At 73.4% G+C, this 21507-nt stretch carries 21 protein-coding genes; 12 read left to right on the forward strand and 9 right to left on the reverse strand.

Annotated features, from left to right (window positions below):
• Positions 1-1248, reverse strand: a 1248-nt coding sequence (locus tag VMI11_15305) for a bifunctional glycosyltransferase family 2/GtrA family protein (protein ID HTY73765.1), incomplete at its 3' end; no start/stop codon positions are given.
• A gap of 110 nt (positions 1249-1358) precedes the next feature.
• Between VMI11_15305 and VMI11_15310 the strand changes: the two genes are divergently transcribed.
• On the forward strand, positions 1359-2213 hold the full coding sequence (locus tag VMI11_15310; GenBank protein ID HTY73766.1) for a Bax inhibitor-1/YccA family protein: 855 nt from the start codon (positions 1359-1361) through the stop codon (positions 2211-2213).
• Between the two features lie 140 nt (positions 2214-2353).
• Here VMI11_15310 and VMI11_15315 read toward each other — a convergent pair whose 3' ends face one another.
• Entirely contained in the window at positions 2354-2581 is a 228-nt protein-coding gene (locus VMI11_15315) for a DUF4287 domain-containing protein (GenBank protein ID HTY73767.1), read from the reverse strand.
• Positions 2582-2705: 124 nt separating this feature from the next.
• Between VMI11_15315 and VMI11_15320 the strand changes: the two genes are divergently transcribed.
• Positions 2706-3050: a hypothetical protein gene (locus VMI11_15320; GenBank protein HTY73768.1), complete on the forward strand. Its 345-nt coding sequence runs from the start codon at positions 2706-2708 to the stop codon at positions 3048-3050.
• 139 nt (positions 3051-3189) lie between these two features.
• On the opposite strand, the gene VMI11_15325 is transcribed toward VMI11_15320, so the two are convergent.
• The gene (locus VMI11_15325; protein HTY73769.1) at positions 3190-4335 is read right to left on the reverse strand and encodes an SGNH/GDSL hydrolase family protein; all 1146 of its coding nucleotides are present in this window, start codon (positions 4333-4335) and stop codon (positions 3190-3192) included.
• Between the two features lie 221 nt (positions 4336-4556).
• Here VMI11_15325 and VMI11_15330 point away from each other — a divergent pair, with 221 nt between their 5' ends.
• From VMI11_15330 to VMI11_15350, 5 genes are all read left to right on the forward strand, one after another.
• Positions 4557-4925 carry a hypothetical protein gene (locus VMI11_15330; protein ID HTY73770.1) on the forward strand — a complete coding sequence of 123 codons (369 nt, stop codon included), beginning with the start codon at positions 4557-4559 and terminating at the stop codon, positions 4923-4925.
• 10 nt (positions 4926-4935) lie between these two features.
• Positions 4936-6303 (forward strand): cystathionine beta-synthase, encoded by a 1368-nt coding sequence (locus tag VMI11_15335; protein HTY73771.1) that lies wholly within the window; start codon positions 4936-4938, stop codon positions 6301-6303.
• Positions 6304-6391: 88 nt separating this feature from the next.
• The gene (locus VMI11_15340; protein HTY73772.1) at positions 6392-6850 is read left to right on the forward strand and encodes a DUF1801 domain-containing protein; all 459 of its coding nucleotides are present in this window, start codon (positions 6392-6394) and stop codon (positions 6848-6850) included.
• 196 nt (positions 6851-7046) lie between these two features.
• Positions 7047-7523 (forward strand): hypothetical protein, encoded by a 477-nt coding sequence (locus VMI11_15345; protein HTY73773.1) that lies wholly within the window; start codon positions 7047-7049, stop codon positions 7521-7523.
• 85 nt (positions 7524-7608) lie between these two features.
• Positions 7609-8031, forward strand: a complete 423-nt coding sequence (locus VMI11_15350; protein HTY73774.1) for a TIGR03618 family F420-dependent PPOX class oxidoreductase — start codon at positions 7609-7611, stop codon at positions 8029-8031.
• A gap of 30 nt (positions 8032-8061) precedes the next feature.
• Here the strand turns inward: VMI11_15350 and VMI11_15355 are convergent, their stop codons facing one another.
• The 3 genes from VMI11_15355 to msrA all read right to left on the reverse strand — a co-directional run bounded on the left by VMI11_15355 (position 8062) and on the right by msrA (position 10022).
• Complete coding sequence (locus tag VMI11_15355) at positions 8062-8400, reverse strand: YciI family protein (protein ID HTY73775.1); 339 nt, start codon at positions 8398-8400, stop codon at positions 8062-8064.
• Positions 8401-8467: 67 nt separating this feature from the next.
• Positions 8468-9190, reverse strand: a complete 723-nt coding sequence (locus VMI11_15360; protein ID HTY73776.1) for a class I SAM-dependent methyltransferase — start codon at positions 9188-9190, stop codon at positions 8468-8470.
• A gap of 184 nt (positions 9191-9374) precedes the next feature.
• Complete coding sequence (msrA, locus tag VMI11_15365; GenBank protein ID HTY73777.1) at positions 9375-10022, reverse strand: peptide-methionine (S)-S-oxide reductase MsrA; 648 nt, start codon at positions 10020-10022, stop codon at positions 9375-9377.
• A gap of 190 nt (positions 10023-10212) precedes the next feature.
• Here msrA and VMI11_15370 point away from each other — a divergent pair, with 190 nt between their 5' ends.
• Positions 10213-11367 carry a cystathionine gamma-synthase gene (locus tag VMI11_15370; GenBank protein ID HTY73778.1) on the forward strand — a complete coding sequence of 385 codons (1155 nt, stop codon included), beginning with the start codon at positions 10213-10215 and terminating at the stop codon, positions 11365-11367.
• Positions 11368-11428: 61 nt separating this feature from the next.
• The gene (locus tag VMI11_15375) at positions 11429-12883 is read left to right on the forward strand and encodes a glutamate mutase L (GenBank protein HTY73779.1); all 1455 of its coding nucleotides are present in this window, start codon (positions 11429-11431) and stop codon (positions 12881-12883) included.
• A 118-nt stretch (positions 12884-13001) separates the two neighbouring features.
• Here the strand turns inward: VMI11_15375 and VMI11_15380 are convergent, their stop codons facing one another.
• A complete protein-coding gene (locus VMI11_15380; GenBank protein HTY73780.1) occupies positions 13002-14375 on the reverse strand; it encodes an MFS transporter in 1374 nt (457 codons plus the stop codon).
• 205 nt (positions 14376-14580) lie between these two features.
• Positions 14581-16557 carry a hypothetical protein gene (locus VMI11_15385; protein ID HTY73781.1) on the reverse strand — a complete coding sequence of 659 codons (1977 nt, stop codon included), beginning with the start codon at positions 16555-16557 and terminating at the stop codon, positions 14581-14583.
• 44 nt (positions 16558-16601) lie between these two features.
• On the opposite strand from VMI11_15385, the gene VMI11_15390 reads away from it, so the two are divergent.
• Positions 16602-17114 (forward strand): heavy metal-binding domain-containing protein, encoded by a 513-nt coding sequence (locus VMI11_15390; protein HTY73782.1) that lies wholly within the window; start codon positions 16602-16604, stop codon positions 17112-17114.
• A 211-nt stretch (positions 17115-17325) separates the two neighbouring features.
• Here the strand turns inward: VMI11_15390 and VMI11_15395 are convergent, their stop codons facing one another.
• On the reverse strand, positions 17326-18738 hold the full coding sequence (locus VMI11_15395) for a sigma 54-interacting transcriptional regulator (GenBank protein ID HTY73783.1): 1413 nt from the start codon (positions 18736-18738) through the stop codon (positions 17326-17328).
• Positions 18739-19166: 428 nt separating this feature from the next.
• Here VMI11_15395 and VMI11_15400 point away from each other — a divergent pair, with 428 nt between their 5' ends.
• The gene (locus VMI11_15400) at positions 19167-20291 is read left to right on the forward strand and encodes an FIST N-terminal domain-containing protein (protein HTY73784.1); all 1125 of its coding nucleotides are present in this window, start codon (positions 19167-19169) and stop codon (positions 20289-20291) included.
• The gene (ilvA, locus tag VMI11_15405; protein ID HTY73785.1) at positions 20288-21499 is read left to right on the forward strand and encodes a threonine ammonia-lyase; all 1212 of its coding nucleotides are present in this window, start codon (positions 20288-20290) and stop codon (positions 21497-21499) included. The genes VMI11_15400 and ilvA overlap by 4 nt, the downstream gene beginning before the upstream one ends.
• Positions 21500-21507: the final 8 nt, after the last annotated feature.

The raw sequence follows: 21507 nt of genomic DNA on the forward strand, positions 1-21507 counted from the left end.
TCGCGAGGACGCCGGCGCCGACCGGAAGACCCAGGCCCGGAAGAGCAGGAAACGCACGAGCGTCGCGGTGAGGTTGGCGGCCACCAGGACGCTCACCTCGACCAGCCGCGAGGGCGTGGGGTCGAGGGTGTGCAGGATCGCCAGCGACCCGCTGGTCAGCGCCAGCCCGGTGGCGAAGACGAGCAGCCCCTGCGCCTGGTGGCGGGCCACCTGGTGGGTCCCGCGAACGCCGAAGGTGAGCCGGCGGTTGGCGGCGGTGTTGCCGACCGCGGTGAGGAGCAGCGCCAGCAGGTTCGCTAGCTGGGCGGAGGCGTGTTCGCGCAGGAGGACGTACAGGAGCAGGTAGGCCATCGTGCTGACCACGCCGACCGCGGCGAAGCGCACCAGCTGGCGCAGCAGGCCGGGGTCGGTCGGCCGCTCGCTCGCGGTGAGCCGGCCGGAGGCGAGTCCGCGGGCCAGACGCGCGATGCCGCGCAGGTCCGCCATGGCGGTCGCGACGATGTCCACACGTGAGTCAGGGTCGTCGACCCAGTCGACGGGGACCTCGTGGATGCGCAGACCGCGGCGCTCGGCGAGGACGAGCAGCTCGGTGTCGAAGAACCAGGCGGTGTCCTCGACGTCCGGCAGCAGCTCGCGTGCGCGGTCGGCCCGGATGGCCTTGAACCCGCACTGGGCGTCGGAGAAGCGGGTGCGCAGGGTCGCGTGCAACAGCAGGTTGTACGCGCGCGAGATCACCTCGCGCTTGGGGCCGCGCACCACCCGGGAGGTCCGGGCCAGCCGGGTCCCGATCGCGACGTCGCTGTGGCCCGAGAGCAGGGGCGCCACCAGCGGGAGCAGCGCGGCGAGGTCGGTGGACAGGTCGACGTCCATGTAGGCCAGCACCGTCGCATCGCTCGAGCCCCAGACGTGGGCCAGCGCGCGGCCGCGTCCCTTGGCGTCGAGGTGCACCGCGCGGACGTACGGCAGCTCGTCGGAGAGCGACTGCGCGATCGGCCAGGTGTGGTCGGTGCTGGCGTTGTCGGCGATCGTGACGCGGAAGGTGAAGGGGAACTCGCGCACCAGGTACGCGTGCAGCCGCTCGACCCCGGCCCGCAGGTCGTCTTGCTCGTTGTAGACGGGGACGACGATCTCGACCGCGGGTGCCCCGGCCTCCGCGGGTTCCGCGCTTCCCCGCGGTCGCCCGTCTGCGGCGGCGCGCTCCTCGGGGCGCTCCTCGGGCAGGAGGGGCCGGTCGGCTATCGCTGTCATGTCATGAAGGTTCGGCCACGGACCTGCTACCAAGGTGAAGATCCCCTGTGAGCGGGCTGTGGATCTTCGGCTGATGCGTGGCTGCCCCACGAGACCCGTATCGTGGTGGCATGGACGACAGTCGCACCGCCAGCAACGACGGCCTCAACACCCGCAATCCCATCCTCGCCCGCGAGGCGGCCCAGTACGCGCGCTTCAACGCGCCACCGGTCTCCGCGCAGGAGCTGCAGGACATGTACGACGCCCCGTCGGCGCCGGCCGCGCTGGACCGGGTGGGCGAGCGGCTGACCATCCACGACGTCGTCGTCAAGACCGCCGGGATGTTCTCGGTGCTCGTCGTCGGCGCGGTGGTGAGCTGGAACCTCGTCACGAGCGCGCCGTGGCTGGTCTGGGGCGCGCTCATCCTGGGCTTCGTCCTGGGCATGGTCAACGCCGTCAAGCGCGAGGTCAGCCCGCCGCTGATGATGCTCTACGCCGCCGTGGAGGGGGTGTTCCTGGGCGGGCTGTCGTGGCTCTACAACGAGAACTGGGGCAGCGGGGCCGGCAACGCCAACATCGTCGGCCAGGCCGTCATCGGCACGCTGGTCGCCTTCGGCGTGATGCTCGCGCTCTACGCCTCCGGGCGGCTGCGGGCCACCCCGCGCTTCACCAAGATGCTGCTGATCGCCATGGTGTCGTACCTGGTGATCGCGATGGCCAGCCTCGTCTCGGCCCTCTTCGGTGTCGGCCAGGGCTGGGGCTTCTACGGCGTGAGCGGGCTCGGCCTGCTGCTGTGCGTCGTCGGCGTCGGCCTCGCCGCGTTCAGCCTGGTGCTCGACTTCGACGCGATCCAGCGCATGATCGCCGGGGGCGCGCCGGAGCGGGAGTCGTGGCGGATGGCCTTCGGCCTGGTGGTCACCCTCGTCTGGCTCTACCTCGAGCTGCTGCGCCTGCTGGCGATCCTGCAGGGCGGCGGCCGCCGCTGAGGCGCCGCCGCCTCCCGCTGTCCTCCGAGGCAGCGAACCTTTGAGGGACCGAACCCGTTGAAGCAATGAACGCGGCGTTGTTGCACACCTAGCGCAACAACGCCGCGTTCATTGCGCTCCCGGGCCCTGGGGTGGGGCGGTCAGGCGCGGCGGGCGGCCCGCTGCTTGTCGCACTCGTGCACGATCGTCTTCGCGTGGCTCAGCGCGAGCCCGTACTCGTCCTGCAGCCAGTGCACCTTGTCGTCGGCCCGGGTGAAGGACGGACCGTCCTCCATGAGCTGGCACCACTCCTTGATGTCGCGCCCGGTTGCCTGCGGCAGCCGGGCCACGAGGTTCGCGTAGGTCTCCTCGGAGTGGTGCACGGACATGGGCGCCTCCCGGCATCCGGGCCCGGCGGCCTACGCCGGGCGCTGGCCTCCTACGGTGCCCCCTGCGCAAGGGTCGGCACAACCCCCGGAGGGCTCTTCCGCGGTGGTGCTGCACCATGATCGCGTGGACGTCGAGGGCCTGCGGATCGAGGTGCGCCGGGTGGCGGAGCGCCTGCGCTCGATGTCGGTGGAGCGGCTGTGTCGGGGGTTCCCGCCGTACGCCTCGCGCGCCGCCGCCGCCCTCGCCCTCGCGCAGCGCCTGGCCGACGCCGCCGAGGAGCTGGAGGCCGAGGCGCAGGGCCGTCAGCCGGTACGCCGTGCCGTCCCGGACCTCGGTCCGCTCGTCGTCGGCGACCAGGTGGCGGTGACCGGCGAGGACCTCGCCGCCGCGGCCGAGGTGCTGGCCGACCCGGACGAGCGGGTCACCGGGTGCCTGGCGGCACTGGGCGAGCTGCGCCGGGCGCTGTAGCGCTTCGGCGGCCCGCGCGGGGCGCCGGCCCACGTGTGCAGGGCGGTCGAGCCTAGCGTCGCCGGGTCACGCGTGCGGGCAGGCTGACGTTCGCCCGGGCGGGCTCGTGACGGAGGGCTGAGCCGAGACCGGGTTCGCGTCAGCCGACGTTGGCCGGGGTGGCGGCCGGCTCGTCGGTGAGCGGGTCGCTCGCCTCGCCGACCGGCGGTTCCCCGCCGTGCAGGAGCGGCAGCCGGCGGCGGATCGAGGCCCACCGGCCCTCGTTGGAGCGGTCCTGCCCGCCGACCTGGGTGCCCGAGACCTCGGTGCCGGGCTCGTCAGCGGCTGCCACCGCCGCCTCCGCGACCGGCAGCACCTGGTCCGCCCCCCTGCTCCGGCGGTGGCGCCCGGGTGGCGGCGGGGCCGGGACCGCCACGCTCGTCGACGGTGTCGGGGCAGCGCCGCCGGCGGCCTCGGCCGGCTCCTCGCCGTAGCCGAGGGCGGCCGCCGCGGAGGGCAACAGCACCTCGCCGAGGCGGCGGTAGCCCGTCGAGGACGGGTGGAAGCGGTCCTCGGAGAAGTACTCCCCGTAGTGGCGGTGGAACTCCGGCCCCAGGATGTCGGCGAGGGAGACCGAGCGCCCGCCGGCCTCGACCACCGCGATCGTCTGCGCGGCAGCCAGCCGCCGCGACCACGTGCGGCTGACGTGGCGCAGCGGGTGCGGGATCGGCCGGACCGTGCCCAGGTCGGGGCAGGTCCCGAGCACGACCTCAGCGCCGAGGGCCCGCAAGCGGCGGACGGCCTGGTCGAGGTGGCGCACGCTGACGGCAGGACGTACCGCGTGCGTGACGTCGTTGGCACCGACCATCATCACGGCCAGATCGGGACGCCAGCCCGGGTGGTCGGCCTCGAGCCGGTCGAGCTGGCCGTCGAGGTCGGAGGTCAGCGCGCCCACGACCGCGATGCAGCGCAGCTCGACCGGACGATCCGACGCCCGGGCGAGCCCGGTGGCGATGACGACAGCGGGTGTGCTGGTCGGGTGGTCCGCACCCAGCCCCGCCGCGCCGGAGTCGCCGAGCATGAGCATGCGCACCGGCGTGGCCTCGAGCCCGACCGGGATCGGCCCGTCGGGCCCGTACCACCCGTCGACGGCGAACGGCGCCTCGAACGGGTGCCCCACCCGCCGCTTCGCGATGATCGCCTCCGCGCGCAGCAGCGCGTACGTCCCCAGCCCGACCCCGACCAGGCTGCCGCCCCCGTACGCCGCCGACGCCGCGATCCGCCGCGCGACCGTGACCCTGGACATGACCTCTCGCCTCCCCGTGCTCCCTTCGACGGTACCCACCCGCGGCGACACCGGAACCCGGCCCGTCCACAATCGGCCGGGCGACCCACTCGGTCGGCCCTACCAGCCGCCCCGGAAACGGCGAGGATGCGCCAGGAAGCCGCGTACGGCCTCCCGGGCCACCGATCGGATCTCGCGTCGCCGGTGACCAGCAGCTCGGTCGCCTCGTGCAGGAGGCTCACGTGCCCGGGGGTGTGGCCGGGCGTGTGCACGACTCGGAGCCCGCAGGCAATGTCGAGCAGCTGCTCGTCGTGCAGCTCCTCGCTGACCGTGGCGGCGCCGAAGTGCCCGCCGTCGCGGAGGATCCGCCCCAGCAGCGTCGAGCGGTCGAAGTCGGGGGCGTGGCCCCGGCGGACGTACCCGGCGTCCTCGACGTGGACGAGCACGCTCGCGCCGGTCCGCCGGACGTGGGGATGCGCCAGACCCCTGGCGTCAAGGGGATCGCGGCCGGCTCGGCCATGCGTCCGACGCTAGCCACCGCCCGCCGCCCGCCCCAGCCGTTCCCCGGATCCCGGGCGCGGCCGACGGGGCGCCACGGGGGCAGCGCCTAGGCTGCCGGGCATGCAGGCGTACGACTCCGTGGTCGACCTCATCGGCGGCACGCCCCTCGTCCGGCTCCATCGGGTGACCGGCGACCTGCGGGGCCAGGTGCTCGCGAAGGTGGAGTACCTGAACCCCGGCGGGTCGGTGAAGGACCGGATCGCGACGTACATGGTCGACGCGGCCGAGGCCTCCGGTGCGCTGCAGCCCGGTGGGACCATCGTCGAGCCGACGTCGGGCAACACCGGCGTCGGGCTGGCGCTGGTGGCCGTGCAGCGCGGCTACCACTGCGTGTTCGTCTGCCCGGACAAGGTGAGCCAGGACAAGATCAACGTCTTGAAGGCGTACGGCGCCGAGGTCGTCGTCTGCCCCACGGCGGTCGACCCGGCCGACCCGAGGTCGTACTACTCGGTCAGCGACCGGCTGGCGCGCGAGCTGCCCGGGGCGTGGAAGCCCGACCAGTACAGCAACCCGAACAACCCGCGCGCGCACTACGAGACGACCGGCCCGGAGATATGGGAGCAGACCGAGGGCCTGGTCACCCACTTCGTCGCCGGGGTCGGGACAGGGGGCACGATCAGCGGGGCGGGGCGCTACCTCAAGGACGTCTCGGGCGGGCGGGTCGTCGTGGTGGGCGCGGACCCCGAGGGGTCGGTGTACTCGGGCGGGACCGGGCGGCCCTACCTCGTCGAGGGCGTGGGCGAGGACTTCTGGCCGCAGACGTACGACCGCGAGGTCTGTGACTCGATCGTGGCGGTCTCGGACCGCGACTCCTTCGTCATGACGCGACGTCTGGCGCGGGAGGAGGGCCTGCTCGTCGGCGGGTCCTGCGGCATGGCGACCGTGGCGGCACTGCGGGTGGCCGAGACCGCGGGGCCGGACGCCGTGGTGGTCGTGCTGCTGCCGGACGGCGGGCGTGGGTACCTGTCGAAGGTCTTCGACGACGCGTGGCTGACCTCGTACGGCTTCCTGTCCGAGGCCTCGCCCGGGCAGACCGTCGGCGACGTGCTGCACGCGAAGGGCGGCGAGCTGCCGGAGCTGGTGCACACCCACCCGAACGAGACGTTGGCCGAGGCGATCCACATCCTGCGCGAGTACGGCGTCTCGCAGATGCCCGTGGTGCGCGCCGAGCCGCCGGTGATGGCCGCTGAGGTCGCGGGATCGGTCGTCGAGCGTGACCTGCTGGAGGCGCTGTTCTCCGGCGGAGCCTCGCTGGCGGACCGCGTCGAGGAGCACATGTCGGCGCCGCTGCCCGGGGTGGGTGCCGGCGAGCCGGTCGGCGCGGCGGTCGAGGCGCTGGAGAAGGCGGACGCGATCCTCGTGCTGGACGACGGCAAGCCGGCGGGCGTACTGACTCGCCAGGACCTGCTCGGCTACCTCTCCCCCTGACCCCCTGTCATGCGTTGTGCAAAGGCCTCTTTGCGAAGCGCATGACACGCCCTCGGTGACCGACCACCCGCGACAGAGGAGCCCCTGGATGCCCACCAAGAAGACCGCCGGTACGTCGAGCACGAAGTCGGCCGACTCCTTCACGGCCGAGGAGCGAGCGGCGATGAGGGAGCACGCCCAGGAGCTCAGGGCGACCCGCGCCCGCGGCGGGCAGGCCGACGACGAGCCAGCCGTTCTGGCGAAGATCGCCGAATTCCCCGAGCCGGACCGGTCGATGGCCGAGCGGCTGCACGCCCTCATCAGGGCCACCGCGCCGGCGCTCACCTCACGGCTCTGGTACGGCATGCCGGCCTATGCCAAGGACGGCAAGGTGCTGTGCTTCTTCCAGAACGCGAGCAAGTTCAAGACGCGGTACGCCACGCTTGGCTTCAGCGACCAGGCCCAGCTGGATGCCGGCGGCATGTGGCCGACGACCTATGCGCTGCTGCGGTTGGACGCCGAGGAGGAGAAGAAGATCAAGGCCCTCCTCAAGAAGGCCGTGAGCTGAGCTGACGGAAGGCTGGACGTCGAGTGTGACGTAGTTGTCGTTCCCACGGCCTTGACCACCGCAAGAACGTCACGCTCGGCGAGATGGGCCGTGGACCCCTCGGCCTCCTTCGTCGAGTCGATGCGGCGTCGGTACCCGAGCATGGACGTACGTCTCGGCACCGCCGAGGACCTCGACGTCGGAGACCGAAGCTTCGATGCCGTGCTTCGCGTGCCTGGTCGTCCACTTCATGTCCGATCCCGTGGCCGGGCTGGTCAGCATGGCGCGGGCGGCAGGCCCCGACGGCGTCGTCGGGGCCTGCGTCTGGGACCAGGCCGGTGGGCGAGGGCCGCTCGGTCCGTTCTGGCAAGGCGTACGCGAGGTGGACTCGCACGCCGTCGACGAGTCGCAGATGCCGGGTGTCGCCGAGGGTGACCTCGCCGGGCTGTTCGAGGCTGCCGGCCTGCGCGACGTCAGAGGCGGCAGCCTGGAGGTCTCGGTCGCGCACAGCGGCTTCGACGACTGGTGGGAGCCGTTCACCTTGGGCGTGGGGCCGGCCGGCAGCTACGTCGCGTCGTTGGACGGGCCGTCCCGCGACCGCGTGGAGGCGACCCTGCGGCGCCGGCTGCCCGACGGGCCCTTCGTGACCCGAGCCCTGGCCTGGACGGCGTACGGCCGCTCGTCGCGTGGATGACCGGCTGTCGGGGTCCGTTCGGCGTCGCCGATGTGCGTTCGCGATCTTGGTTGCACGTTCCGGCTGGGGCGGGGACACTCGCCTCGTGCGGACCGGCCTCACCATCGAGGACCTGGGCGGCCTTCTCGACGAGCCATTGCTGGCAATCCTCGCCACCTTGCGCGAGGACGGCAGCGTGCTGCTCTCCCCCGTCTGGTACGAGTGGCGAGACGGCGGCTTCAACATGTGGGTCGAGAAGAGCAACCTGAAGGCGCGCCACCTCCGGCGTGACCCGCGCGCGACGATCGTGGTGGCCGAGCCGACGCCGCCCCTTCGGGGAGTCGAGCTCCGCGGCACGGTTCGTTTCGACGGCGAGGACGTCAGCGAGACGGCCACGCGGATCGCGTCCCGCTACGAAGACCCGCTCGAGGCCGCCGGAGACGTGGAGGCGCTTCGCGGACAAGACGTCATCCTCCGCCTCGAGCCCGGCCACCTCCGGGTCTGGGACTTCGCCGACGAACTGGGCTAGGGCGGGCTCTGGCCGTCCTGATCTCCTCGATCAGACGAGCGGGTCGTCCAAGATCTCCCGGAGCTCCTGCGGGCAGCGGCAGGCGGCGGCGAACCGGGCGGACCACTCCAGCGCTTCCTCGCGTGAGGGCACGTCGACGATGGCGAACCCGCCGATGACCGCCTTGGTCTCCGGGTAGGGCCCGTCGGTGACTACGCCGTCGGTGTCCACGATGCTCGCCCGCTGGCTCTCCAAGCCCCCGCCGAAGATCCACACCCCAGCCTCCTGAGCTGCCCGCACCACCGCGTGGGCGGCCTCGCCGACCGCAGCAAAGTCCTCCTCGGGGAAGGTCATCGCGCCGTCATCGAAGGAGATCAAGTACCTCGTCATCCCACGGCTTCCTTGTCTGTCGGGTCCGTCAGGCTCGACTGTTGGTCGGCGCTGTACGTCTTACTCCCTACGTCTGACACCGTACGTCGTGCCGACAGGGCCGGACTCCCGTTGAGGGTGTCGCTCTCCGGCCCATCCAACCGGCACGTGAGTTGTCGCTCACGGCCCAAGGGGGCCTCCTGGCGACGATCCAGGTGAACCGGACGAGGTGGCCGTCCCCTTCGTCCTCCTCGACGGTCTCCAGAGTCTCGAGCCGAAGCCCGGCCTCACGCACAGCGTCGCGTGTCGCTGTCCCGCCGATGCCACCGAAGAACATCTCCACTCCGAGCCAGTCCGGTTCGGTGTCGTCTCCCGTCCCGACCGGAGTGCTCGTGAGCAGGATCCCTCCCGGACGAAGCCATCTCGCCACCGAAGCGAACAGGGGGGCGTGCAGGCGGGATGGCACATGGCCGAGCGCGTAGAACGACGCGACAGCGTCGACGCTGCACGGCTGGAGGGCGAAGCGGGTCATGTCCGCCTGCACCAGCATCGCGCTCGGCGCAGCCTCTCTTGCGAGCGACAGCTGCACTATCGACGCGTCGACGCCGATGACGCGATGCCGCTCCGCGAGCAGTCGGGTTGCCGGCTCTCCCGGCCCGCAGCCGAGATCGACGACGAGCGAGTCGGGATCGAGCTCGTCCAGCAGTCGGGTCAGCCAGCGCCCACGGACACCGCTCGCGGACGACCATTCCCGATATCGCGGACCGATGGTGTCGTAGCCGGCTCGCACGATGTCGAACGGCTGCGTCACGGTCGGGAGGCTACTGCGCGAAGAGACCCCTCACGCCCTGAGAGCCAGCGGCACCCGGAGGCTGAGAGTTGAGCTCGATCATCGGCGTCATGCCCACGGTCGCGAGTACGGCCTGGGGCGACGTGTCAGACGATTCGTGCGCCGGGGCGCCCGCTTCGTCTGACACGTCAGCCCGGATCGCGGGCTACTCGGACGGATAGGGCACGCCGGTCGAGCTGTGGCAGTCGTAGCCGTGCGGGTTCTTGTACAGGTACTGCTGGTGGTAGTCCTCGGCGTAGTAGAACGGACGCTCCGCGGCCGGCGCGACCTCGGTCGTGATGGTCCCGTAGCCGTACCCGTCGATGGCCTTCTGGTACGTCGCCCGCGTGCGCTCGACCACCTCGCGCTGCTCCGGCGTCGTCCAGTACACCGCCGAGCGGTACTGGGTGCCGACGTCGTTGGCCTGCCGGAAGCCCTGCGTCGGGTCGTGGATGGTCCAGAACACCTCGAGCAGGTCCTCCAGCGACACCTTCGCCGGGTCGAAGACGACCCGCACCGCCTCGGTGTGCGCGGTACGGCCGGTGCAGACCTCGTCGTACGTCGGGTTCGGGGTGTACCCGCCCTGGTAGCCGACCGCGGTCGTCCACACGCCGGGCACCTGCCAGAACTTGCGCTCCGCCCCCCAGAAGCAGCCCAGCCCGAAGAAGATCTCCTCGTAGCCCGCCGGGACCGGCCCGGCGATCGGGGTCCCGAGGACGGCGTGCAGCGTCGGGACGGCGTACGTCGGTTCCGCTCGCCCAGCCAGCGCCTCGTCCGGCTCGATCATCCGGGTCTTCACGCGTCCGTACAGCATCCTCGACCCTCCCGGGGAGTGGTGGCGAACCGCTTGCACCGTCACCAACCGCCGGCCGCCGGCCGGTGTTCCCCATGCCGACCCGACCCGGGGACCCGCCCCGTCTTCAGCGGCGGGGGCGCTGTCCGGCCACGCGCCGCCGCTCCGGGCTCGTGCGCGTGGCAGCCCTCGGGACGTAGGTTCGGGCGTCATGGGCGAGGACTGGTCGACGTACGGCTTCGAGACGCGCGCGCTGCACGCGGGGCAGGAGCCGGACCCGTCGACCGGCGCCGTCGTGCCGCCGATCCACGCGACGTCGACGTACAAGCAGGACGGCGTGGGCGGACTGCGCGGCGGGTACGAGTACTCCCGGTCGGGGAACCCGACCCGCGCCGCGCTGGAGACCTGCCTCGCGGCGCTCGAGGGAGGCGCCCGCGGCCTCGCCTTCGCCTCCGGGCTCGCCGCCGAGGACACGCTGCTGCGCACCGTGCTCGAGCCGGGCGCTCACGCGGTGATCCCGGACGACGCCTACGGGGGGACGTACCGGCTGTTCGCCCGCGTCCTCGACCGGTGGGGCGTGGCCGCCACCCCGGCGCCGCTGCACGACGTCGACGCCGTACGAACCGCGCTGACCGCGCAGACCCGGGTGGTGTGGGTCGAGACCCCCACCAACCCGCTGCTGGGGATCGCCGACATCGAGGCCCTTGCCGCGGTGGCGCACGACGCCGGCGCGGCACTCGTGGTGGACAACACCTTCGCGTCGCCGTACCTGCAGAACCCCCTCGCCCTCGGCGCCGACGTCGTCGTGCACTCGACGACGAAGTACCTCGGCGGCCACTCCGACGTGGTGGGCGGCGCGCTGGTGGTCGCCGACGAGGAGCTGGGCGAGCGGCTGGCCTATCACCAGAACGCGATGGGCGCGGTCGCAGGGCCGTTCGATGCGTGGCTGGTGCTGCGCGGCGCCAAGACCCTCGCGGTGCGCATGGACCGGCACTGCGCGAACGCCGCACGCGTCGTCGACCTGCTGGCCGGCCACTCCGCGGTCTCCCGCGTCTACTACCCCGGTCTGCCGGAGCACCCCGGCCACGAGGTGGCGGCCAAGCAGATGCGCGGCTTCGGCGGCATGGTGTCCTTCCGGCTGGCCGGGGGCGAGCAGGCGGCGCTGCGCGTCTGCGAACGGCTGCAGGTCTTCACCCTCGCGGAGTCCCTGGGCGGCGTCGAGTCGCTGGTCGAGCACCCGGCCCGGATGACGCACGGATCCGTCGCGGGGACGCCGCTCGAGGTCCCCGCGGACCTGGTCCGCCTCTCCGTCGGGCTCGAGAGCGTGGCGGACCTGCTGGCCGACCTCACCCAGGCGCTGCGCTGACCGTGCCGCGCTCTCATCCGGCGGTCGACACGTGGGTGCGGTCGCCACGCCCGGGGGCGCGATGAGCGCGGGGGGCAACATCGTGTCGGGGGATGCGGCGCTGCTGTGCGTCGACGTCGGGTCGACGTGGACGAAGGCGGCGCTCGTCGAGGTGCCCTCCGGACGGCTGCTCGCCACCGCGAGCACCCCGACGACGCTGGCCAGCGACGTGCTGGAGGGGCTGGAGGACGTCCGCGCGTCCGCCGAGGCCGCGGCCGGGCGGGCTGCCGACGACGTCCTGGCCTGCTCCTCGGCGGGCGGCGGCCTGCGGCTGGCCGTCGTGGGCTACGAGCGGGTCGTCACCGCCGAGGCCGGTGCCCGGGTCGGGGTCTCCGCGGGGGCGCGCGTCGTGCACGTGTCGGCCGGCCCGCTCGACGCCCTCGGCCTGAGCCGGCTGCGCGAGGCGCGGCCGGACGTCGTGCTGCTCGTCGGCGGTACGGACGGCGGCAACGCGGACGTGTTGCTGCACAACGCGAAACGCCTGGCCGAACGTGGGCCGCGCGTGCCATACGTCGTCGCTGGCAACACCGACGTCCGCGAGGAGGTGTGCGCGACGCTGGGGGCGGGGCGGCGTACGGCGATCCCCACCGCGAACGTGCTGCCGCGCATCGGCATCCTCGACCCGATGCCGGCGCGGCTGGCGATCCGCGAGGTGTTCGTCCGGCACGTGATCGGCGGCAAGAAGCTGTCGAGGGGAGGGCGCTTCGCGCGGCTGGTACGTGCCGCCACGCCGGACGCGGTCCTGACGGCGGTCGAGCTCCTCGCCGACGGCGCGGGGGAGGTCGCCGGTGCCCGTGACGTCGTGGTGGTCGACGTCGGGGGCGCGACGACCGACGTCTACTCGGTGCTCACGCCCGACCCGGAGGAGTCGGCGTTGCACCGGGAGGTCGTCGAGGTCCTGTGGCGCGAGCGGACGGTCGAGGGCGACCTCGGTGTGCGCTGGAACGCCCCAGGGGTCGTCGCGGCGGCCGTGGCCGAGCGGCTCCTCGAGCCCGCTGACACCGCGCGCCTGGAGGTGGTGGCGGCAGCCCGGGCCGCCGATCCGGGGTGGGTGCCCGTCGACGACGAAGGCCGCGATGACGACGCGACGCTGGCTCGGCTGGCGATGACCGTGGCGCTGCGCCGGCACGCCCGCGGGGTCGAGCCGGGGGAGGGCGGGGTACGCCGGCCCGCCAAGGACCTGCGCCCGGTACGCCTCGTCGTGGGGTCAGGCGGTGTGCTGCGCCACGCCGACGCGGCGCGACGTACCGCCGTCCTCGAACCCGCCACGCACGACCTCGCCGGCGGCTGGAAGGTGCCGTCGCGGGCCGCCGTGGTCGTCGACGGGCGGTACGTCCTCGCGGCCGCCGGCCTGCTCGCACCCGACCACCCTGAAGCCGCCGCCCGCCTCCTCGCCGCCCAGCTCACCCCGACCAACTCACCCCCTACCAACTCACCCCCGACCAACTCACCCCCGACCAACTCACCCCCGACCTGATCGGGGCCCCCGCCTGGATTCGAATGAACGCGACATTCCTCCAATAGGTCCGACTGAACGCCGCGTTCATTCGAAGGCAGCGGGCGTGGTGGTGGCGTCGAGCGGATCCGCCGTGGGGTCAGCCGTCGGCGGGGAGAGCCTCGGGCTCGGCCGGGCCGATCGGCTCGGGCCGGGGGGCGCTCGGCTCGGGTCGGGGGGCCGTCTGCTCGGGCCGCTGGGCGGTCTGCTCGGGTCGGGGTGACGTCTGCTCAGATGAAGCGTGGGCCTCCGGCTGGCGCGGAGTCGTCGAGACGACGTACGCCCCCCGGGTCTCCGGCATCCGCAGCACGGTGCTGAACGCGACCAGCGAGACCCCGGCCGTGACGAAGAAGGCGACGCGGAAGTCGAAGGCGTCCGACAGTGCGCCGCAGACCAGTGGCCCGAGGAACGTCCCCGCGTCGGCGGACATCTGGTACGCCGCCACCGGCCGCCCGCCCCGGCCCCGGATGACGTCACCCACGACGGCGGCCGAGGAGACCCCGAGCATGGCCGATCCGGAGCCGTACACCGCCATTCCCAGCAGGTACGTCGGGATCGTGCCGGCCAGCGCCAGCAGTGTCGCGCTCGTCATCAAGGCGATGCCGCCGCCCAGCAGCAGCGGGCGCCGCCCTCGGGAGTCCGACAGCCGGCCCGCCGGGGTGAGCGCCAGGCCCTCGACGAGCGCCCAGCACAGCAACCCGATACCCGTCCAGCCGCGTCCCACCCCCAGCCCCTGGACGACGAACAGCGGAACGAGCGCGGAGCGCACTCCGAACAGCGCCCACCCGTTGGCGAAGTTGTTCGTCAGCGCCGCGCGGTACGCCTGGAAGCCGAACGCCTGCCGGAAGGTCATCGGCGTCTCGCCCGGCGCGCGCGCCGCGCGGTCGGCCAGCTTGCTGTGCGCGAGCGCGACCAGCGCGACGGTCCCGGCGACGGCGAGCGTCCCGGCGTACACGAAGAACGGCGCCCGCAGCGACCACTCCGACAGCGGCGCCCCGACCGCCGGCCCGGCGATGCCGCCGACGAGGAACCCGGCCTGCACCAGGCCGCTCGCCTGGCCGCGCTGCTCGGTACGGACCACTCGCAGCAGCAGGCTGGTCGAGGACACCGTGAACAGGGCCGACCCCGCACCACCGACCCCGCGCAGCACGAGCAGCTGGACGAAGGAGTGCGACAGGCCGGCGAGAGCGCTGGAGACCCCGACCACGCCGATCCCGGTCCCGAGGACCAGACGCTCGCCCAGCCGGTCGACCAGTCGGCCGCCGAGGAAGGCCGAGGCGAAGCGCATGAGCGCGAACACGCTGATCACCGAGGACGCGGCGAAGTTGGAGACGTCGAAGGACTTCGCGAACAGCGGGATCGCGGGGGCGACGATGCCGAACCCGAGGGCGACGCAGGCGGCCACCACCGCAAGCACGCGCACCTCGCGGGGCAGCGGAGCCCGCCGCGCCGCAGGGGCCGACCTCCTCAGCACGCCCGGCAACCTACGCCCGCTGGGCCGGCGCGGACCCTGCCGATCCCCCGGTCGAGCGCGTACGTCGTCCGCGATCGATCCGGTCTTCGCCCACCGCGGTGCGCGGCTCAGGTGTCTCACCTCGCGGCGCGTACGCCCTCAGGGTTCCCGACGCATCCCGGCGTCGACCTGGTCCCAGCGTCGGGTGACCGGCCCGAGCCCGTGTTCAGCCGGCACGGCGGCCGCGACGTCCCATCGCCCGGCGTGCGCGCAGGAAGTCGCTGACCACGTAGTCGCCGAGCCGGTCCGCGTCCGGGTTGAACACCCGGCCCCCGTTGCGCCGGGCCACCGTCTCGACGAAGCGCTGCAGACGGGGCTCGTCGCCGAGCATGAACACGTTGAGCGTCGCCCCGCGGCGGGTCATCTTGTCCACCTCGGCCAGGGTCAGCTCCAAGGTCTCCGGGGCGGGCGGCCAGTCGAAGATGCTGCGCCCGTCACGGCCCAGGTGCGCGGTCGGCTCCCCGTCGGTGACGACGAGGACGACGGGGTCGGCGTCGGCGTGCCGGTCGAGGAAGCGCCCGGCGACCAGCAGCGCGTGCTGCAGGTTGGTGCCCTGGACCATGTCCCAGTCCAGCCCCGCCAGCTCCGTGGGCTGCAGGACGCGCGCGTAGTTGGAGAACCCCACCACCTGCAGCGCGTCCTGCGGGTAGGCCGTCGTGATCAGCGTGTGCAGCGCCAGGGCGGTCTGCTTCGCCGGGCCCCAGGTCCCGTTGAGCACCATCGAGTACGACAGGTCGACGAGCAGGCAGACCGCGGCGGACGTACGCCGTTCCGTCTCGCGCACCTCGAAGTCCTCGACGGACAGCCGCACCGGCGAGCCGGTCCCGGAGCGCAGCACCGCGTTGCTCACCGTGCGCACCACGTCGAGCGGCTGCTCGTCGCCGAACGCCCAGGCGCGGGTCGCCCCGGTGAGGTCGCCGGCCGCGCCCGCGTCGCGGATGTCGTGGTCGCCGCGCAGGCCCGCCTCGAGGTCGGCGAAGACTCGGCGCAGGGCGGTACGCCCGAGGCGGCGTACGGCCTTGGCGGTGAGCTCGAGCTCACCGTCGCGGCGGGTGAGGTAGCCCTGGGCCTCCAGCTCGCGCTCGAGCCGGCGCAGCTGCTCGAGGTCGTCGACCGCCCGGCGGCCGAGGGCCCGCCGCACCGCCTCCTCGTCGACGTCGTCCAGGCTCGCGCCGACGTAGTCCTGGGCGAGCTGCCCCTCGAGCGCCTCGAGGTCGCCGAGCTCCTCCAGCGCCGAGGTCCCCTCGCCGAGCCCCAGCGGCTCCTCGCCGTTCATCCGAGCGCGCTGGCGGCCGAAGGCGTCGGGACGCGCGGCGCGCAGCTGGTCGGACAGCTGCGAGAGCTGGGCGGCCAGGTCGAGGTCGGACATCGCCTGCTCCATGAGCTGGCCGAGCTCCGCCCGCTGCTCGCGGGTCAGGGACTGCATGAGCCGTTCGGCCGCGGCCGCCCGCCGGGCCAGCGAGTCCAGTAACTCCTCCAGGGTCTGCGGGTCGTCGGGGAAGAACTCCCCGTGCTGCTGCATGAACTGCTCGAACATCTCGGCGGTGTCCTCGCCGCGGGCGTGCGCGGCGAGCATCGCGTTCAGGTCGGCGAGCATGTCCTTGACGCGCTGCATCGCCGCCGGGTCGGGGGACTCCAGCGCCTGCTTGAGCCCCCGGAACTGCTGGTCGAGCACGTCGCGGCGCAGCAGGTCGTCGATGCGCTCGAAGGCCTGCCGGGCCTGCGGCGAGCGCCAGTCGTAGTCCCGCAGCTCCTGCACCGCCTGGGCGGTGGAGCGGGGCAGCGCGTCGAGCTGCTGCTCGCGGAAGCGCGCGTCGTCGGAGGGGTCCGGGAACAGCGCCTGCCGCTCGGCGTCGAGGGCCTCGTCCAGCAGGCGACGTACCTCCTGCAGCGTCCCATCCAGTTGGCCGCGCTCGCGGACCTCTCGCATGCGACGGCGGTTCAGCCGGGCGAGGTCGTCGAGCCCGCGCAGCCCGTCGGCGCCGCGGCGCAGCAGCTCCTGCAGCGCCTCGCGCGCGCTGCTGCCCGACAGGACGTCCTCGCCCATCCGGTCGAGGGCCTCGGCCACGTCGTACGGGGGAGCCAACGGGTCCGGGCCGTCGTCGTAGGCGCCGTAGCGGTACGTGTTGCGCCGGTCGGTCACGTCCTCCACGGTACGACGCCGCGCAGGGCCTAGCGTCGTGGAGCATGACGCAGCCCGAGAACCCCCTGCCCGCCGGCTGGTACCCGGACCCCGGGGACCCCGACCGCACCGTCCGCTGGTGGGACGGCGCCGCGTGGACCGACCGCACCCAGCCGCGCTTCCTCGAGCAGCCGTCGGGGGCGATCGCGGCGCCGCTGGTCACCTACGACGGCCCGCCGATCCTCGTCTCGACGATGAACGACGCCCCCGGGTTCGTGGTGACCCAGATCCACGGCGAGGTGTTCGGTCTCGTCGTGCGCGCCCGCAACCTGTTCAGCAACTTCGGCGCGTCGCTGCGCACGATCTTCGGCGGGGAGGCCAAGGGCTACACCCAGCTGCTGGCCGACAGCCGGCAGGAGGCGCTGGCCCGGCTGCGCCAGGAGGCGCACCTGCTCGGCGGGAACGCCGTCCTGGCGGCGCGCTTCGACAGCAGCGAGATCGCCAACCTGATGAGCGAGGTGGCCGCGTACGGCACTGCCGTGACGATCCGCCCCCTGGGCGAGCGCCCGCCCGCGTAGCAATGAACGCGGCGTCGTGGCACACCTAGCGCCACAACGCCGCGTTCATCGCATCGAAGGCTGGGTCGGAAGCGGCACGGCGCCAGCGGCGAGGGCGCGCTCGTGGCAGGCGGCTCGCTCGTGGCGGGGCGCACGCCTCGGCACGAGACGTTGTCGACGCGCCGGACAGCGGTCGGGGGCCTGCCGTAGACGGTGCGTCCGGGGAGGGTGGTCAGGGGCTGCCGTAGACGGTGCGTCCGGGGAGGGTCTCCTTGGACAGGCGCCGGTTGAGGTAGAGGCCCTCCAGCGCCAGCTCGACCGCGGCCGCGACCACGCCGGGGGTCTCCGCGTCGGGTTCTCCGAGGCGCCCGACCAGCGCCCCGAGGCCCTCGACGGGGCCGATGCGCTCGAGGAGCTGCGCGGCGGTGACCAGGTCGCCGCTCTCCACGGTGCCGCCCTCCTCGAACCGCTCGACCAGCCCCGACAGCTCCGCGCCGCCGAGCAGCGCGCGAAACGTCTCGGCCTCGGCCCGCCGGAGCAGGTGCGTGAGCACCTCGAGCTCGCGCCCCTCCTCGCTCACCTCGAACTCGACCTTGCCGCGCAGCGTGGGCACGATCGCCGGGAGGTCGCACACCCGCGCGACGGCTGGCGTCTCCCCGGTGATCGCTGCGCGGCGCAGGGCGGAGGCCGCGACGGTCTCGATGGCGGCGACCGCGAAGCGGGCGGACACCCCCGAGCGCGTGTCGACGGCGGGTGAGTCGCGGACGGCGCGGGTGAAGCGGGCGACGATCTCGACGAGGTGCTCGGGCACGGTCGCCACGAGGTGGGCCTCCTGGCGCGCGAGACGTACCTCGTCGGAGACCCGCAGCGGGTAGTGGGTACGGATCTCCGCCCCGAACCGGTCCTTCAGCGGGGTGATGATGCGCCCGCGATTGGTGTAGTCCTCGGGGTTGGCGCTGGCCACGAGCAGCAGGTCGAGCGGGAGGCGCAGCCGGTAGCCACGCACCTGGATGTCGCGCTCCTCCAGCACGTTGAGCAGCGAGACCTGGATGCGCTCGGCGAGGTCGGGCAGCTCGTTGACCGCGAAGATCCCGCGGTTGGTCCGCGGGACGAGGCCGTAGTGCACCGTCTCCGGGTCGCCGAGGGTCCGGCCCTCGGCCACCTTCACCGGGTCCACGTCGCCGATGAGGTCGCCGACGCTGGTGTCGGGGGTGGCGAGCTTCTCGCCGTACCGCTCGCTGCGGTGCATCCAGTGCACCGCTACGTCGTCGCCGAGCTCGGCCACCCGCCGCCGGCCCCACACCGTGATAGGGGCCAGCGGGTCCTCGTTGACCTCGGACCCCTCGATCGTGGGCGTCCACTCGTCCAGCAGCCCCACGAGGGTGCGGATGAGGCGCGTCTTGCCCTGGCCCCGCTCGCCGAGCAGCACGATGTCGTGCCCGGCGAGCAGGGCCCGCTGGAGCTCGGGGGAGACCGTGTCGTCGAAGCCGACGATGCCCGGGAAGGGGTCCTCGCCCGCCCGCAGCCGCGCGAGCAGGTTCGCGCGGACCTCCTCCTTGACGCTGCGGTGGGTGTAGCCGGCGGCCCGCAGGGCGCCGAGGGTGGCCGGGAGTCCGGCCGGCGGGGTGGTGGGTAGGTCGCTCACGCGACGAACGTACGTCGTGCCCGTCGTCCGCGCGAACGCCAGCAGCCCCGCCCGCCGCCGGCACCCCGGTGCCCGTGGCCCTGACCCCCTTGGCAATGAACGCGGCGCTGTTGCACACCTTGCGCAATCACGCCGCGTTCATTGCTACGCGGGTCCGGCGGATCGTGGGAGGGTGCGGTTGGATGGGTCGCGGGAGGTGGGCCGTGCCGACAGGTGGCCGTGAGCCGGCGGGCGAGGGTACGCCGGAGCCGGCGGCCTCGGGTGGTCCACGGTCGGCGGCCTCGGGTGGTCACGGGTCGGCGGCCTCGGGTGGCCCCCGATCCGACACCCCGGGCCACTCGGGAGCCGAGGCGTCAGGCCGGGGATCGAACGCCCGCGGCCGGCCGGGACGGGTGCGATGCGGCGACGGGCTGGCCGTCGGTGCTGACGTGTCCCGCGCGGCCGAGCTCGCCACCACCCAGGCGCTCCTGCCCCTGGGGGAGGAGCGGCCGGACCTGGCGTGCGTCTTCGTCAGCGGGGTCGAGGGCGATGACGCCGAGGCTGCGCTCCGCCACGCGGCGGACCTCCTCGACGCGCGTACCGTCCTCGGCTGCACCGGGCACGGCGTCATCGGCTCGGCACGAGGGGTCGAGCAGCTCCCGGCGGTCAGCGTGTGGACGGCCACCCTGCCGGGCTCGCGGACCCGCTCCTTCCACCTCGAGGTGCTGCGGACCGACCAGTCGCTGTCGGTCGTCGGGATGCCGCCGACCGACCAGGCCGGGGTCGGCCTGCTGCTGGCCGACGCCTGGACCTTCCCCGTCGACGGGTTCGTCACCCGCAGCAACGCGACCCTGTCCGGACTCCCGCTCGTCGGCGGCCTCGCGTCCGGCACCAGCGGGGCCGGGTCCACACGGCTGCTCCTCGACGGCCGCGTCACCGACCGGGGCGCCGTCGGCGTGCTGGTGTCGGGAGACCTGACGCGCACCGTCGTGAGCCAGGGTTGCCGTCCGATCGGACCGGTCATGACGGTCACCGCCTCCGACGGCAACGTCCTGCTCGGGCTGGCCGGCCGCCCCGCCCTCGAGCGGCTCCGTGCGGTGATCGCCGAGCTGCCCGAGGAGGACCAGGTGCTCGCGGTCAACGGCCTGCAGGTCGGGATCGCCATGGACGAGTACGCCGACGAGCACGGCTACGGCGACTTCCTCGTCCGTGGCGTGCTCGGTGTCGACGAGGACCGCGGTGCGGTCGCCGTCGGGGACGTCGTCGACGTGGGTCGTACCGTCCAGTTCCAGCTGCGCGACGCGGGCGCGGCGGACGCCGACCTCGCGCTCATGCTGCGCCGCTTCCGGGAGGACGGCGGGCTCGCGCCTGAGGGAGCGCTGCTCGTGTCGTGCAACGGGCGCGGGCGCGCGCTGTTCGACGACGCCGCACATGACGTGGTCGCCGTCCGCGAGGGTCTAGGGACGCGTCGGGTCGCCGGGTTCTTCGCCGCGGGGGAGATCGGCCCGGTCGGCGGGCGCAACCACGTGCACGGGCTCTCGGCCTCGATGCTGGTCGTCGGGGAGCGTACGTGACCTCCTCGGTGAGCCTCGACGACGTGCTCGCCGCCCAGGAGCTGCTCCGCGGAGTCGCCCGGGTCACCCCCCTCGAGGGGTCCCGGCCGCTGGCCGAGCTCGTCGGCGGGCCGGTCCACCTCAAGTGCGAGAACCTGCAGCGCGCCGGGTCGTTCAAGATCCGGGGGGCGTACACCCGGCTGGCGCGGCTCTCCCCAGAGGAGCGCGGCCGCGGGGTGGTCGCGGCCAGCGCGGGCAACCACGCGCAGGGAGTCGCCCTGGCCTCCTCGCTGCTCGGCATCCACGCCACCGTCTACATGCCCGTCGGTGCCTCGTTGCCGAAGCTCACCGCGACCCGTGGCTACGGCGCCGACGTCGTCCTCGAGGGGCACACGATCGATGAGTCCCTGGCGGCCGCCCGGGAGTTCTCGGCCCGCACCGGGGCCGCGCTGATCCACCCCTTCGACCACCCGGACATCGTCGCCGGCCAGGGCACGGCCGGGCTGGAGATCCTCGACCAGTGCCCCGAGGTGCGCACCGTCGTCGTCTGCCTCGGGGGCGGCGGGCTGCTCGCCGGCATCGCGCTCGCGATCAAGAGCCGCCGCCCCGACGTCCGCGTCATCGGGGTCCAGGCCGAGGGCGCAGCGGCGTGGCCCCGCTCGCTCGCCGCCGGCCATCCCGAGGCGCTCACCGCCATGTCCACGATGGCCGACGGCATCGCCGTCGGGTGCCCGGGGGAGATCCCGTTCGGCATCGTCTCGGAGCTGGTGGACGGGGTGCGTACGGTCTCCGAGGAGTCCCTGTCCAAGGCCCTGCTCCTGCTCCTCGAGCGGGCCAAGCTCGTCGTCGAGCCCGCCGGGGCCGCGGCCGTCGCGTCGATCCTCGACGACCCGAGCAGCGTGGAGCCACCGGCCGTGGCCATCCTCTCGGGCGGCAACGTCGACCCGCTCTTGCTGCTACGCGTGATCCGGCACGGCCTCGCCGCCGCCGGCCGGTACGTCTCCCTGCAGGTCCGTGTCCCCGACCGTCCCGGCAGCCTCGCCCGGCTGCTCGTCCTGCTCGCCGAGCAGGACGCGAACGTCGTCGAGGTCGAGCACCTGCGCACCGACCCGGGGCTGCACGTCGACGAGGTGGCGATCAACGTCCAGCTGGAGACGCGCGGCCCGCAGCACTGTCACGAGGTGATCGAGGCACTTGTCCGCCTCGGCTACACAGTGAGTTGGCAATGAATGTTTCT

Source organism: Actinomycetes bacterium, assembly GCA_035506535.1.
GTDB lineage: Bacteria > Actinomycetota > Actinomycetes > DATJPE01 > DATJPE01 > DATJPE01.

Coding starts and splice junctions, on each gene's coding strand:
- msrA (HTY73777.1), bottom strand. CDS start 10,022: ATGCTGTACGGACGCGTGAAGACCCGGATGATCGAGCCGGACGAGGCG.
- VMI11_15345 (HTY73773.1), top strand. CDS start 7,047: ATGCCGTGCTTCGCGTGCCTGGTCGTCCACTTCATGTCCGATCCCGTG.
- VMI11_15355 (HTY73775.1), bottom strand. CDS start 8,400: ATGACGAGGTACTTGATCTCCTTCGATGACGGCGCGATGACCTTCCCC.
- VMI11_15340 (HTY73772.1), top strand. CDS start 6,392: ATGCCCACCAAGAAGACCGCCGGTACGTCGAGCACGAAGTCGGCCGAC.
- VMI11_15375 (HTY73779.1), top strand. CDS start 11,429: ATGAGCGCGGGGGGCAACATCGTGTCGGGGGATGCGGCGCTGCTGTGC.
- VMI11_15335 (HTY73771.1), top strand. CDS start 4,936: ATGCAGGCGTACGACTCCGTGGTCGACCTCATCGGCGGCACGCCCCTC.
- VMI11_15310 (HTY73766.1), top strand. CDS start 1,359: ATGGACGACAGTCGCACCGCCAGCAACGACGGCCTCAACACCCGCAAT.
- VMI11_15315 (HTY73767.1), bottom strand. CDS start 2,581: ATGTCCGTGCACCACTCCGAGGAGACCTACGCGAACCTCGTGGCCCGG.
- VMI11_15325 (HTY73769.1), bottom strand. CDS start 4,335: ATGTCCAGGGTCACGGTCGCGCGGCGGATCGCGGCGTCGGCGGCGTAC.
- VMI11_15370 (HTY73778.1), top strand. CDS start 10,213: ATGGGCGAGGACTGGTCGACGTACGGCTTCGAGACGCGCGCGCTGCAC.
- VMI11_15390 (HTY73782.1), top strand. CDS start 16,602: ATGACGCAGCCCGAGAACCCCCTGCCCGCCGGCTGGTACCCGGACCCC.